Here is a 14,439-nt window from a genome sequence, read left to right as displayed (position 1 = left end):
CAGCGTACCGTGGTTCCCAGCTGGACGCAGCGGTTCGCGGTCGCCGGCCGGCCCCGATCCGCGGCAGCGCGGTCACATCGGCTGCGCGCAGCGGAAGCCGGTGGCCGGGTTGAACGCCGACGCCCTCTCATGGCTGCGCGCCGTGGCCCGGGCCCCCAGCTTGTAACCCGACCAGGAGCTCCCGCGATAAGAGAAGCCCGGCGCCGCGCCGGGGGCCGGCGCGCGACACACCGGATCGACGAGGAGCGGCCCGCCCGACTGCCAGCAAGGCGCGGCGTAGGGAGCGAAGGTGTCGGCCACCCACTCGGACATGCTCCCGGCGAGGTTCCGGATGCCAAGGGCGGTCACGTCGCTCGGGGCGCCTCCGGCGACAGGCCCCCAGGGCACCGGCGCGTCGAGCGGCCGACAGCCGGAGTTCTCGAACACGTCCTGGTCGACCTCCCCGCCGCCCCGGCCCCTGCCGAGGAGCGCCATCGCGCAGAGATCCCCGCCGTTGCCCCAGGGATAGGCGGTCTCGTCATCGAGGTTGCCGGCCGCGTACTCCCATTCCGCCTCGGTGGGGAGCCGCAATCCCCGCGCGGAACAGGCCTCCTCCGCCAGCGCGTGGGTGACGCAGTTGACGGGCAGCGCGTCGTTCGCGCCGTCGGACACGCCGAGATACGTGCAAGTGCCCAGATCCGACCCCGGCGCGTCGATGTCCCTGGCCACGGGCGCTGATCGGATCTGCCCTGTCGCCACGAGCTCCCGGACCGCGCCCACGGTCACCTCGTCCGCGTCGAGGGCGAACGCGCCGAGCTGCACGAGGCGCTCGGGCTGGCTCAGCTCGTCGAGATCGATGGTGTATCCGGGTCGCGGCGTCCCGAGAAGGAAGACCCCTCCGGGCACACACACCATCCCCGCCGGCGCCGGCCCCTGGCAGGGTACCGGGGCCGCGCTCGGCCAGGAGCCGGGCTCGGGCCGGGCCTCGACCTCCGAGAGCAGCGGGAGCACCGGCTCCGGCGCGAGCGCGCCCGCCTCCGGGTCGCAGGTCGCGCGCTGCTCGGGGAGGCTCGGGACACCGAAGCAGCGCATGGACAGATCGAGGGCCACGTGTGTCTCGCCATCGAGCGGCGGGAGCCTGGCCACGGCGTCGATCAAGGCCGGACCGCGGGGAAGGCCGTCGGAGCCCGCCTGCTCGGCCCGGTAGAGCCGCGCTCGGACCCGCACGGCGGCGCCTTCCTCCCGCGGGACCACGCCGAAGCTGACGGGCAGGCTGTCCGGCCCATCCACCCCGATGAGCCGCATGCACCCGGTGCAGATCGCGCCCTCGCCCATCACCTCGAGCAGCAGGTGATCTCCGAACCGGGGCGCCGGGGCGTCCGTGGAGACGCTGACGAGCCACTGGCGAGGCTCGGGCTCGCACGCGGGCGCCGAGAGCAGAAACCCGGCGGCCGCGAGCGCCGTCGACAGGCCACGAGCCGTCACGGCGCACCTCCCGCGTAGACGCACCGGAAGCCGTGAAGCGAGTCCAGGACATCGCCTCTCCGGAACGCGGGCCTCGTGTTCGCGGGGCCGCTGGCCCAGTCTCCACCGCGGGCGGCGTGCGCGTTGATGCCTTCATCGTCGCAGCGGGGCTCGACGAAGATCCCCGGCGCGCTCCAGCAGCCCTCTCCGTACGGAACCAGCTTGTCGGCGCACAGCTCGCTCAGGCTCCCGCCGAGATCCAGGACGCCATCCCTGGAGCTGTCGCCCAGGCCACCGCACGTCGCCGAGGGCCGATGCGAGCCGACCTCCTCCGGCCCCGGATCGCCAGGGCACAGCGTCCCCCGCCCGGCGCTCGCCGTGCAGCACGCGGGAGACGCGTCACCCCAGGGATAGATTCGCCCCTGCCCTCGACCCCGCGCGGCGTGCTCCCACTGCGCCTCCGTCGGCAGATCACCGCCGCTCGCCCTGCACGCCTCCCGGGCAAGGCGCCACGAGATGCAGTTGAGGGGATATCCATCGTTCGCTCCGCCTTCGGCGCCAAGCCAGCGGCAGTCTGCGAGCCCCGCCCTGCTCGGATCAGGCCCGGCAAGGTCATCGGCCTCCGCGTGGAGGAGCCCCTCGTTCAGCAGCGCACGGAGACGGCCGACCGTGAACTCCGTCCTGTCCATGAAGAACGGGCCCACATGCACCGGCCGCGGCGGCACGACCGAGACATAGCTCTGCTCGTCGACGCCGGCGAGCTCGGCCTGGCCGATGACGCTGAATCCGCCGGGGATGCAGGCGGCATCGGCGCCCTCGGGCGCGGCGCCGCAGGGGACCTCCCGCGCGCGCGACCACGTGCCGGCGCGCGTCGCGCCCCTCTCTGCCCCTGATCCGACGAGGACACCCTCCGATGGGACCGCCGTCCGCCTGGAGGCATCGATGCATGTGTGCGGCGGCTTGCGCAGCGACGCGGGCACGCCCAGGCAGTCGGCCGAGAGCGTGAGTCGCACCGTCACCACGCCAGACGCGGGGAGCGCGACCTCGATCAGCCGGTCGATGGCGGCCTCTGGCGGAGGATCGATGGTCGAGAACACCCTCCCCTCGATGGAGTCCTTCCCCCGCGCCGCGACGGCGCCGCGGAACGCCCGGATGCGCAGGCGGAGCACGGCGCTCCCCTCCTCCGGCGCGGCCACCCCGAAGGAGAACGGCCAGGACGAAGGGTCCGGCAGGACGAAGTTCGCCGTGCAGTCGACGTCATCGATGCAGCCGGGGCGCCACGCGCCGTCGAACCCGTCGATGCGCACCGTATCGATGACCGCCTCCGGCGAGATGGAGGGGTCTGCCAGGAGCTGCGCGGCGACCGGCGCGTCGGTGTCCACGACGACGAGGAGCTGCGTTCGCTCTCGCTCGCCGCAGGCGCCGGAGAGCCCCGCCGCAGCGAGCACGATGAGGATCGAGAGCGCGCGTGTCGGTTCGACCACCTGCCGCCTTTCGCCTTTCTCGTTGCCGCCCGACAGGACCCAGGGGTAGTCTCCTCGCTATCATCGAGGAGGGGCGAGGCCAAGAGGGTTCTTTCGCTTCTTCATCCGAATCCCTCGTCACCCGAATCACCCGAATCACCCGAATCACCCGAACATCGCTCTGCCGCTCGCGAGGAGATTGTATGTCGTGGGTCACCCGGCCAGTGCTCGCCGCGCTCTCCGTAGCCACCGCGGCGGCGCTCTCCCCCGCGTGCGACGGCGATTCCCCATCCGGAGATCCGGGAGCGGCGGCGAGCACGGGATCGGGCGCCGGCGGCGGCAACGGTGGTGGCGGCGGTGATGCCACGTACGGCGCGAGCGCGTGCGGTACGTGCGTGGAGCAGACAGCGTGCTTGTCCCAGGTGAACGCGTGCGCGGCCGACCCGGGCTGCGCCGCCTACCTCGACTGCCTCGACGCTTGTCCGCTGGGCCCGAGCGGAGACGCGGACATCGCGTGCGAGCAGGCGTGCCCGCCCGTCACCGGCTCTCTTGGCCAGAGCGCGAAGCAGGCCTTCATCGACTGTCGCCTCGCCGGCCCGGGCGCGGAGTGCGCCGGTTGCGGTCAGATCCCCGCCCCGACAGACCCGGATTTCAACCAGACGTGCTCGCCGTCGACGGATCCGAACACCTGCTACAAGTGCGAGGACGAGCGCTGCTGCGAGACCTACCAGGCTTGCAGAGACGACCAGGATTGCCAGGACCTGGTCACGTGCGTCAAGGCGTGCGCCGAGGACCCGGATGACGCGGCCTTCTCGCCCTGCGAGAGCGCGTGTTACCAGGCGCACGCCGCCGGCTACGTCGCCTACAGCCACCGGATGGCGTGTATGCAGTACTTCTGCTTCGACGACGACGCTTGCGGCAACGAGCCGCTGGACCCCTGCGTCAAGTGCCAGAACCTGCACTGCGCCGATGAGATGGCGGCTTGCCAGCATGAGATCGAGTGTGCGTTGCTGGACAACTGCAAGGTCCCGTGCGACGTCGGGGACCAGGCCTGTCTCATGGGGTGTGACGCGATGTTCCCGGACGCGGTGGCGACCCACGAGGCCGGGCTCGATTGCGCGCTCGCCCACTGCGAGATCGCTTGCGGCGGGACGGACTGAGGGGGCGGCCAGGGACGAGGGGTACGATGCGGACACGATGGATCCTGGGTGGCCTGGTCATGGCGGCGGTCGATCTCTCGACGGCCGGGCGCGCGCGCGCCGAGGCGCCGGCCCCGGCGGAGGCGCCGGCGGTCGATGAGCGCACCGCGCGCGGCAGGGCGGCGTTCCTGCTCGGCGTGCAGCGATCGAAGGACGCGCAGTGGGGCGAGGCGCTCGCCGCCTTCGAGGAGGCGGCGGCGGCGCGGGACGCGCCCATCGTCCAGTACAACATCGGCTTCTGCGAGCGCGCCCTGGGCCGCTACGTCGCCGCGCGCCGCACCTTCCGCCGCGTGCTCGCGGGCACCGAGGGCCTCGCGGCCGCGCAGATCGACGACGCCAGGGCGTTCGTCGCCGAGCTGGATCAGCTCGTGGTCCGGGTGGCGATCACGCTGGATCCCCCGGGCACCCCGCTGACCGTCGACGGGCGCGCGCTCCGGCTGGCCACCGACGATGGGACCCGGGTCTTCGTGACGCACCCCGGGTCCGCCGAGCGCGCGGCGGCGCCGGTGGAGAAGCGCTTCACCGTGGAGCTCGATCCCGGGGTCCACCTCTTCCGCGCGGCGCGGCCAGGGCGCCAGGATGCGTTCGTCCAGAAGACCTACCGGCCGGGGGAGAAGGCGACGCTCGATCTGCACCTGGACATCCTCCCCGCGCGCGTGGCCGTGCGCGCGGAGCCGGCGCAGGCGCTCGTGCGTGTGGACGGCCGCGAGGCCGGGCTCGCGCCCATCGACCTCGAGCGGCCGCCGGGGAAGTACAGGATCGAGGTGGTGCGGGACGGGTTCGAGACGTACGCGGCGACGCTCGATCTGCACGCGGGGCAGCGGGCAGATCTGACGGCCAAGCTGATCCCGGTGCGGCCGTCGCTGTGGACGCGGTGGTGGTTCTGGACGGGCGCGGCGGCCGTGGTGACGGGAGGCGTGGTGCTGACGTACGCGCTGACGCGGCCGGAGCCGGACTACAACGGGGGGAGCCTGAACTGGGTCGCGGAGCCGGCGGCGATCAGGTGGTGAGCGGCATCGGGCGCGCGAGGCGCCCAGATGCCAGGGCCGCCGTGCTGCGCGCGAGGCAACCGAGCGGCGCGCGTACGGTGGTGGGGCAGCTAGAAAGGCCCGGCAACGGTGCCCGCACCGTGTCGCTGCGCGAGGTCGACGCGGTTCTCGAGACCACGGCCAGCGAGGCCGCCGGATGACCGGAAGGCGGCTCTACCTACGCGCAGGACGCTATGCGGAAGGTCCGAGTGACTACGACTTTCTCTTGCCGCTCCTCGTTGGGCGGAGAGGAAGAAGGAAAGATTCACAGGGAGGCGGGGAGGCGGGGAGGCGAGAGATGGGGATCAGTCGTTCGAGCCATCAGGCTCGGCGCCGACTGCTTCGGGCGGCATCGATGCGGGGCGGCCGGTGGTGCTGGGGTGGCCGTCTTCGGTGCGCCATCGGGAGAACCGGACAGCCTCCGCATCGCGGCGTACGAGGCGTCGGATCCCGCGGCGGAGCACCGGCGTGTTGAAGTTGACGAGCAACCCGACGTCCAGGTGCGTCAGCTTCAGGTATGTGAGCACCTGAGCTTCATAGACGGGCAGCAGGTGCTCGACGGCCTTGAGCTCCAGGATGAGCTTCTCCTCGACGACAACGTCGAGTCGATAACCACACTCGAGCGTGGCCCCCTTGTAGGTCACTGGAAGTGGCCTTTGCCTCGCGAAGCCTAAGTCCATGAGCGACAGTTCACGACACAAGCATTCTTCGTAGGCAGACTCCAGGAGCCCGGGACCGAGGTGGCGGTGCACCTCGATGCACGCTCCGATGATTCGCTCGGACAGATCCCACAATTTTCTCGTTTCCCTGTCACCCCGTGCCGAATCCATGGTCATGCCTATATATCGACGCAAAACCAGCCCTGGTTGCGCGAATTGACGTCACCGGGAGCCGCCCCGCAAACGAGCGACCTGAAAGCAGTCAACCCCCAAGCGAGCAGCCTCGAAGAATGGCCCACCTCTCGCCTCTCCACCTTGGTCTATATATATCTCTCTCCTCCCCGCCTCCACGTCTCCCTGTGTAATCTCTCTTTCTCTCTCCCTCCCAACAAGCCGCTGCTGCCGACCGCGCTTCGCGCGGCGGCACACCGGCAAGACGATCGACTGCTGTCCTCGCTCGCGTTGTCGCTATATTTCCCGGCGCCTGCGATGTCGAGACCGAGGCGCGGATGCTGGTCGACGGCGAGGTCTTCCGGACCTTGCTCGGCAGCGGCGCGCAATCAGCTCTTCCCGCCGAGCCAGAGCGCGAGGCCGATCCCAAGCTGACGCTGGGGCGCCTCTTGAAAGAAGGAGGGATGAGACGAAAGCCGGAGCGGCTCTACCGCTTGTTCGGCGAAGAGGTCAGCCTCGAGGCGCTGCGAGCACTGCCGGCTTTCCAGCGCTTCGAAGCGGAGCTCGCCGAAGCAATCCGCGCTGTCGCGCGCTCGCAGGGATGGCCCCGATGAGCTCCACCTCGGCTCACCCCCCGAGCCGCCTCCCGAGGAGCCGCGCGGCGAGCTTCCGCAGCCAGTCCGCCCGCCGCGCGTCGGGCGCGACGAGCCGCCCCGTGCGCGCGGCCTCCAGGATCGCCGCCGTCTCCGGCGTCGGGTCGGCGCACGCCTGCAGCACCCGGAAGACCGTCGCGTCCTCGTGCGCGACGCCCGCCTCCTCGACCCAGGCGTCCACCGACGCCGCGAACGCAGGATCCCCGGGGAACGGCTGCTCGACCGCGTTGCTCGGTCCGAGCCCGTTGATGCCGCTGATCACGAGGTCCTTGCGATCCTTGTAGGTCAGCCCCGCGAGCTCCTCGGGCAGCAGCGGGCGGCCGATCCAGATGTCCTGCAGGCCCATGCCGAGCGGGAACTCGAGCCGCCGCTCGAGCGGCTCCGGCGGCAGCGCGCCGGAGAAGCGCACCGGCACCACCGGGACGCCCACCGCGAGCGCCATGTCGATGAACGAGCCGCTCATCTTGCGCACCGGCGTGCGGCACTCGAGCGACCGCGTGCCCTCGACGTGCACCATCACGCCCTTGCCGGCCCCCTGCATCTCGGCCCCGAGCTCCGCGATGATGCTCCCGAGCGACGCCTTGTCCTCGCGATCGAAGTACGTGATCACCTTCGGATCGCGCGCGCCTGGGTACGCGAAGCAGTGCGCGAGCATCGTGCCGAGCCACGTCGTCCGGTGCTCGGCCTTGGCCAGCGTGACCGTCGAGACCTCCGTCAGGCCGGACACGGCGATGCCGAACAGCAGCGACTCCACGCCGACCTGGTGGTTGCCGAGGTAGAGCAGGCTCCGGCCCTTCACGGCGCGGAACGCCTCGGGATCGACGACGTGCACCCGGCGGATGAACCGCTCGATGAGGCCGAAGTACAGGTCCTCCGCCGGCCACCGGCCGATGCCCATGGCCGCGCCCCAGTAGCGGCGGACAGGCTCGATGTCGATCACGGGCGGGCCCGCGTCGCGGACCACGACCTCGGAGCCCTCGCGCGCCACGGTGAACGGCCAGCGCGTGAGCGGCTGCGCCGAGGAGACACCGGCGAGGGACACGGTCGACGGGTGCACGCCCGCGCGCCGCGCGACGTGATCCTTCACCGCCGCCGCCTCGACGAGGTCGCCCGACGCGGCGTAGAGCTGCGCCACGGTGCCGGGCATCCAGTCCATCGTGCGCACGTCGGCGGGGCTGCAGCGCGCCTCGCCCGACGCCGCGTCGACCCGCGAGACAGCGAGGTCGACCGGCGCGCGATCGCGCAGGAACGCCCGGCGGATCCCGGGAGGCGCACCGCCGATCGGCCCCTGCGGGAGCAGCACCTCGACCAGCCGTAGCTCCAGCCAGACGCGCTCTCCCGCCGCGGCCCCGGCCTCTGCGATGGCCTGCACCCGGAACGAGACGAAGCGATCGTCACGGCCCTCGTAACGCACCTCCACGCGCACCGGCGACCCGGGCGCCGGCCCGTACAGGCGGAGCGACGGGATGCGCGACGGGAACGCGATCTGGGCGGGCGGGCACTCCGGATCCCACAGCGACAGCCGGTCGTGCGGGATGGTGTGGGTCAGCGCGTCGAGCATGCCCTGGTGCAGCGTGCCGGGAGCCACCGAGCCCCTCGCAGGGTCCAGCACCGCCGATGACCCGCGCGCGCCGAGGCGGAGCGCGGTCAGGTACTGGAACGCAGGGCCGTGGAACAGCGTCCCCGCGGCGTACGGATCGTCCGCCTCCGGCGCGTCGAGCGCCGGCTCCGGCGCCGGAGCGGGCGGGTAGTCACGGGCCACCCGCACGCGGCCGGTGCACACGGGCTCGAACCGCGAGAGCGCCGGGTTCGATGCCTCGCGCCACGCGAGCAGCCGGACGTCGAGGACGTCGCCCGATCCGGTCGCCTCGGCCTTGACGCGCACCGGCCCCGGCACGGGCAGCCAGCGCTGCACCACCACGTCCTCCACGGCCACGACCACGCTCCCCGGGCGCGCCCGCAACGCGGCGCCGGCCAGCCGGTCGACCATGCTCATCCCGGGGAGCGCCGGGACCGTCCACGTGGGGCGGTGGTCCGCGACCCACCCGTCCGGGTCGAGCACCTCCTCGACGTCGTCGAGCGCCGGCGCCGGCGCGGCCTTCGCCGCGGGCTGCTCCTGCGGGCGCAGGCGCGGGCTCCCGCCCACGGCGCCCGGGAGCGAGGCGAGGCGGCGCGCGCTCGCGCGCGGGTCGAAGCCGACGTCGCGCCGCGCCCGCGGCGAGGCGCCGTCGACGATCCGCACGCCGAGCGTCGCGCCGTAGATGCGCAGGCCGTCCACCCAGAGGTAGGACTCGGCGATGACGTAGGGCCCGCGATCGTCGCGGCCGATCTCGAGGATGTCGGTGTCGACAGTCACCCGCCGGCTGGCCGGCAGCACCTGGCCCCGGTACCGCCAGGAGTGCTCGTGCCCCGTCATCACGGGCTCGAACCGCGGGTCGCGGAGGCCCGCGTGGAGGTCCTGGTGCAGCATCCAGAACTGGATCGTCTGCAGCATCGCCTCGATGCCGAGCGAGCCTGGCTGCACGGGATCGCCCAGGAAATGAGCCTTGAAGAACCACTCCGACGCGTGCACGTCCCGCCGCGCGCGGAGCCGGCCGAGCCCCTTCCGGCCGCCGGCCTGCCACAGGCCGTCGATCCGGTCGATCATCAGCAGCGACGGCCGCGCGAGCCCGAGCTTGCCGCCGCAGTACCGCGCGGGGCGCTCGCGGAGATCGACCTCGAAATCGGACGGCTCATCGAGCGCGGCGACCTCCTCGGGCCTCGGCGGGATCCCGATCTGCGTCGCGAGCGCGGCCTTCGGGAAGAAGCCGAACACCGTGTCGAGGTCGTACACGCGGGCGCCGCCGAGGCTGCACTCGACCCGGAACGAGAGGATGATCATGCCGCCCGATCGGGACATGTTCGTGAGCCGCGATCGGGTGCGCAGCGCGCCGCCGGCCAGCACCGGCAGGACCTCGGCGTGCAGCGTGCCCTTGCCGTCGAGGTTGCGGAAGTACAGCGCGCCGTCGGTCGAGAGCGCGCAGCCGGCGTAGCTCGCGAGCCAGCCGCACGTCTGGAGCGCGGCCTCGAGCACCACCGCGAACGGCATCGTGAGGCTCGCGTTCTCGTCGAAGTACCACGCGTCCTCCGGGACGTCGTACTCGACCTCGACCTCGGCGCCGGCCTTCATCGACGCCATGGGGCGCGAGACCGAGAGGACCCGGCTCATGAAGTGGTACGGCGGCCCCGGGAGCCGGGCGACGTGCTGGCCCCCGTCGAACCTGCGGTAGAGCGGGCCGAACGCGTCCGACGGCCTGCCCCAGGCGCACGAGAGGAGGCTCCGGTAATCGAGCGGGAAGCCGCCGGCGTCCGCGTGTCCCGCCGAGACGGCGCCGTCCGGCGGCGGCGCGCCCGTCTCGGACCAGGGGACGCGCGCGACCGGCACCGGCTCGACGTGGCCGTCGAGCAGCTCGGGGGCGCTCGTCAGCGGCCAGTCGGGGCTGAGGCGCAGGCCCACGCGGCGGGCGTGGAACGCCTTGAGGCCGTCGACCGTGCACAGGAAGTCGGCGAACACCGTCGGACACGGGCCGTCGTGGACCTCCTCGACGAACACCTCGTACGTGAGCACGCGGCTCGTCGGGACCACCTGGCCGCGGCAGCGGAGCAGGTACGGGATCTCCGGCACGGGCTCGAAGCGGAAGCCGTCCGCGTCCACCGTGAAGCCCATGGCCGCCATGTAAAACGCGAGCGCCTGCAGGCAGCCCTCGAACATGAGCGTCCCCGGCATGCAGGGGTCGTCCTTGAAGTGGCCCTCGAAGTACCAGCCGTCCTTCGTGATCGGCAGCGTGGCCCGGAGATAGCCGCGCTTCCACGGGCCGCCCGCCGGATCGAACACGTCGACGCGATCGAAGAACAGCATGGGCGGGGCGCTGATCCGCGGCGTCCTGACGTGGGTGCTCAGACGATCGAAGCCGGGGCCGAACGCCGCCGCGCCGTCGCCGGCCGCGAACGCGAGGAGGTCGGCCCGGTCGAACGCGGACTTCCCGCACGCGATCCGGGGCGGATCGAGGCGGGCGGTCGTCGCGTGCTCGGCGGTGTCCGCGTCCCAGAGGACGCCGCCGGAGCTCGCGAGCTCCTCGTCGGTGAAGAAGCCGGCCTGGCCCTTGCGCGTCTTCAGGCGCAGCTCGCCGCCGATCCGGCAGTCGTAGTGGAAGAAGAACAGTCGGACGTCGCCGTGCTTCGCGTGCCCGTCGACGTGGATGTCGTAGACGAGCGTGTCGCCCGGGCGCGGCAGGCCGCCGTAGAAGGTGAGCTCGCAGCCGAGCAGGCGGTAGACGCGCTCGCCCTTGTTCTCGAAGTCCGCGCCGAGCCAGCTGATGAGCAGCAGGTCGGCCTGGCCGCTCTCGATCATGACGCCGGCCGGCATCGCGCCGTCGTGCAGGTACCAGGAATCCCACCGCACGTCGGTCTCGGTCCACATCGTGCCGAGCTTCATCGAGCCGGGCTCGGCGTCGATCCCGGTGACCCGATCGGCGAGCAGGAGCGGCGGCATGGGCATGCGCACCTGGCGGCGATAGGCGTCCTGCCGGGCGAAGAGCGGGCCGAACACGTCGGAGATCCGGCCCGAGGCGAGGTGCTCGAGCTGCTCGCGGCTGAACCGGGGGCCGCGGGGCGCAACGGAAGGCGCCGCGGAGAGCACCGGCTGGGCGGAGAAACGCGGCGCAGGCGGCGGCGCGGCGGAGGGGCGCGGCGCCTCGACGACGCGCGGCTCGAACGAGCGCGGCGCCTCGGCGCGGGCGGGCTGCGGTGGCTCGGCGCGGACCGGACGCGGCGCCTCGATCGGCTGCGGCGCAGCGGCAGGGCGCATCGCCTCGATGCGCGCGAGAGGCGGCGCCTCGATCGGCCGCGGCGAAGCGGCGGGACGCGGCGCCTCGACCGGGCGCGGGGCCTCGATACGGACCGGCGCGGCGTGAGGCACCAGCGCCAAGGGGGCCTCGACCACCACCGCGGCCGCGCCCGGCGACGCCTGCACGAGCGAGTCCAGCGCGCGCTGCCGCATCTGAAGGAACCGACGGTGGACCTGGGCCTGCTGCTCCGCCCACTCCTTGTGGATCTGCGCCAGCTGCACGGTGAACGCCGCGGCGCCGGCGATCACGTCGCCCGGGATGTCCACGGCAGCGGCCGCGACGACGGCCGGTCCGACCGGCGGCGGCTCCTCCGCGAGGCTCGCGGCGACGGCCGTGACGACCGCCGGCCCGACCGGCGGCGGCTCGTCCCAGGACGGCGCCCGATCCGCGTCGGCGGCAGAGAACCCCGTGGGGCCGGGGTACAGCGGCGGCAGGTCGTCGAGAGCGGACGGCAGAGGCGGCGCAGGTTCCATGGAGTCTCCGGGGGATGAACAGGAGGCCGCGCCGGGCACGACGATCGCCGGCGGGTGGGCGGGGAGCGTCAGCGTCGGCCCCTCCGCCGATCGCGGCGGCGGGAGCGGCGCGGCGGGGCCGCCGGCCCCGATGCGGACCGACAGCGAGCCGCCGCCGAGGCCGGCGCAGCGGACCTCGGCGATCCGGATCTCGTCGGACCACGGCGCCCCGTCGGGCTTGCGGCCGTGACGGCAGGCGAGCACCGCGGCGGCCACGTGCAGCAGGCCCGAGGCCGCGTGCGCGTGGCCGAACCGCGGCGCGAGATCCGTGGACGACAGCACGAGGCCAGGGTCGGCCGGCTCGTCCACGACCACGGCCAGGACCGGGTGCCGCTCCCGGACGGCGTCGTCGAGGCGCTCGAGCACGAGCACCACGGCGGCGTCGCCGGGGGGCAGGCGGACGCCGAGCGCCTCGAGCGCGGCCGCGTGGGCGGGCTCGCACGAGAGATCCACCGCGCCGACGATCGCCGCGTCCACCGTGCCGGCGCGCAGGGCGCGGGACGCGACGCGCAGCGCCCAGGGGCCGGACAGCTCCTCGGCCGCGATCGTGAACGACGGTCCACCGACGTCGAGCTGGCTGTTCAGCCGGTTCGCCGGGATGTTGGGCATGTTCCCGACGACGCCCGCCGCCTGCAGCGCAGGGATGATCGCGTCCTGGAGCGCGCCGACGTCGACCGACGGACCGAGCCGCGCCGGCGCCGTCTCGGCGAGCCGCCATCGCGTCATGTACCGGCACACCTCGGTGTCGGCGCCCATGCCGATCAGCACGGCGGTGCGATCGCGCGGCAGCGCGAGGCCCTCGGTGGCCTCGATCGCCGCCTCGAGCAGCAGCGTCTGCTGGGCGAGCGCCTGCTGCAGATCGCGCGGCGGGAACCGGAGCCGATCCGCGGGCAGCGCGACCGCCGCCCGGCGGGGATCCGCGCCGCGGCCCGAGAGGAGCGGCTCCGCGAAGGCCCGGACGCCGCTGAGCTCACCGACGCACAGGCCCATGGCCACCACGGCCAGGGGGCCTGCCGGCGCGGGATGCGCGGCCGCGACAGCGCGCGAGGCCTCTGCGGCGGGCTGCGGCGCGGCGTGGGCCGCGCGGCCCCTCGGCGAGGACGGCTCGTACGCCTCCACGAGGAGGTGGGCGTTGTTCCCGCCGAACCCGAACGCCGACAGGCCCGCGAGCCGCCGCCCCTCCCACGGCTCGGCGCGCTGCAGCACCCGGAAGGGGCTCGAGGCCGCCGCCTCGCTCAGCGGATCGGCGTGCAACGTCGGCGGGCGGACGCCGGCCGCCATGGCGCCGAGCAGCTTGAGGAGCCCGGCCGCGCCGGCCGTCGTGACGAGGTGACCGAGGTTCGACTTGAGCGAGCCGAGCGGGACGTCGCGGGAGCCGAACACCTCCTTGAGGGTCGCGATCTCGGTCGCGTCGCCGAGGGGCGTGCCCGTCGCGTGGCACTCGAGCAGCGACACCTCGCGGGGATCGAGGCCCGCCATGGCGTACGCGGCCCGCATCGCGCGCAGCTGGCCCTCGACGGAGGGCGCCAGGAGGCCGCGGCCGCGGCCGTCGTTCGACAGGCCGATCCCGCGGATCACGCCGAGGATCGGCCTGCCCGCGGCCTCCGCGTCCGACAGGCGCTCCAGGACCACGAACGCCGCGCCCTCCGCCGGGACCAGGCCGTCGGCCTCCGACGAGAACGGGCGGCTCTGCCCGGTGCGGCTCATGGCCGACAGCGCGCAGAACCCGATGTGCATGAAGAGGTCGTCCGAGCGGCACACAGCGCCCGCGAGCATCCGGTCGACCTCGCGGTCCTGCAGCCGCTCGCAGGCGAGCGCGATCGCGTACAGCGACGACGCGCACGCGGCGTCGAGCGCGAACGCCCCGGCCCCGAGGCCGAGCACGTCGGCCAGCAGGTGGGCGGGCAGCCCCGACATGAACCGGTTGCGCGGATCGGGGCGCGGGACGCCGGCGAGATCGCCGAGCCACGTCGACTCGACCCACGCCGACATCGCCGACGACGGGAACGAGAGGTTCCCGAGCACCGCGCCCGCGCGGTCGGACCGGCCCTCGTGCCCCGCCTCGCGCAGCGCCTCGCGGCCCGCGTGGAGCACCCACTGGAAGAGCGGGTCGAGCGCGAGCAGGGACTCGGGCGGCCCGCCCCGCCGCGGGAACGGGTCGCTGGCGAGCACGCGGCGGAAGTGCTCGTCGAACCCGGTGACGTAGCCGCCGCGGTCGCTCCACGCGCGGTCCTTCGCGTCGCGCACGTCGCGCGCGCCGCGGGCGACGTGCGCGAGCGCGCGCTCACGCGAGAGGCGCCAGCGGCCGTCGGGCGCGGCGGACAGGAGGTCCCTGCCGGCGAGCACGTTGTCCCAGAGGGCCGCGGGGTGGAGCGCGCCCGGGAGGACGCACCCGCGGCCGACGATCGCGATGGGCTCGAACACG

The 14,439-nt window shown here is 73.4% G+C and carries 7 protein-coding genes; 3 read left to right on the top strand and 4 right to left on the bottom strand.

The features are described from left to right. Nucleotides 1-72: 72 nt before the first annotated feature. Together WME82_RS04590 and WME82_RS04585 are read right to left on the bottom strand one after the other, a co-directional pair. Nucleotides 73-1,464: a formylglycine-generating enzyme family protein gene (locus tag WME82_RS04590; protein WP_438041823.1), complete on the bottom strand. Its 1,392-nt coding sequence runs from the start codon at nt 1,462-1,464 to the stop codon at nt 73-75. Next, complete coding sequence (locus WME82_RS04585) at nt 1,461-2,927, bottom strand: formylglycine-generating enzyme family protein (RefSeq protein ID WP_438041822.1); 1,467 nt, start codon at nt 2,925-2,927, stop codon at nt 1,461-1,463. The genes WME82_RS04590 and WME82_RS04585 overlap by 4 nt, the downstream gene beginning before the upstream one ends. A 182-nt stretch (nt 2,928-3,109) precedes the next feature. Here WME82_RS04585 and WME82_RS04580 point away from each other — a divergent pair, with 182 nt between their 5' ends. Both WME82_RS04580 and WME82_RS04575 read left to right on the top strand, forming a co-directional pair. Beyond that, nucleotides 3,110-4,066 carry a hypothetical protein gene (locus tag WME82_RS04580; RefSeq protein ID WP_437866029.1) on the top strand — a complete coding sequence of 319 codons (957 nt, stop codon included), beginning with the start codon at nt 3,110-3,112 and terminating at the stop codon, nt 4,064-4,066. A 26-nt stretch (nt 4,067-4,092) separates the two neighbouring features. Then, on the top strand, nt 4,093-5,115 hold the full coding sequence (locus tag WME82_RS04575) for a PEGA domain-containing protein (RefSeq protein WP_438041821.1): 1,023 nt from the start codon (nt 4,093-4,095) through the stop codon (nt 5,113-5,115). 323 nt (nt 5,116-5,438) lie between these two features. Here the strand turns inward: WME82_RS04575 and WME82_RS04570 are convergent, their stop codons facing one another. Further along, entirely contained in the window at nt 5,439-5,963 is a 525-nt protein-coding gene (locus WME82_RS04570) for a GxxExxY protein (RefSeq protein ID WP_438044857.1), read from the bottom strand. 338 nt (nt 5,964-6,301) lie between these two features. Here WME82_RS04570 and WME82_RS04565 point away from each other — a divergent pair, with 338 nt between their 5' ends. Continuing rightward, the gene (locus WME82_RS04565) at nt 6,302-6,577 is read left to right on the top strand and encodes a hypothetical protein (protein ID WP_438041820.1); all 276 of its coding nucleotides are present in this window, start codon (nt 6,302-6,304) and stop codon (nt 6,575-6,577) included. A 13-nt stretch (nt 6,578-6,590) separates the two neighbouring features. Here WME82_RS04565 and WME82_RS04560 read toward each other — a convergent pair whose 3' ends face one another. Next, nucleotides 6,591-14,438 (bottom strand): beta-ketoacyl synthase N-terminal-like domain-containing protein, encoded by a 7,848-nt coding sequence (locus tag WME82_RS04560; RefSeq protein WP_438041819.1) that lies wholly within the window; start codon nt 14,436-14,438, stop codon nt 6,591-6,593. Between the last annotated feature and the right edge of the window lies 1 nt (nt 14,439).

Origin of the sequence: Sorangium sp. So ce128 (assembly GCF_051525245.1) — a bacterium.
Classification (GTDB): Bacteria; Myxococcota_A; Polyangia; order Polyangiales; family Polyangiaceae; genus Sorangium; species Sorangium cellulosum_B.
Note: the sequence above shows the minus strand (reverse complement) of the source record. Positions and strands in the feature narration are given on the sequence as shown.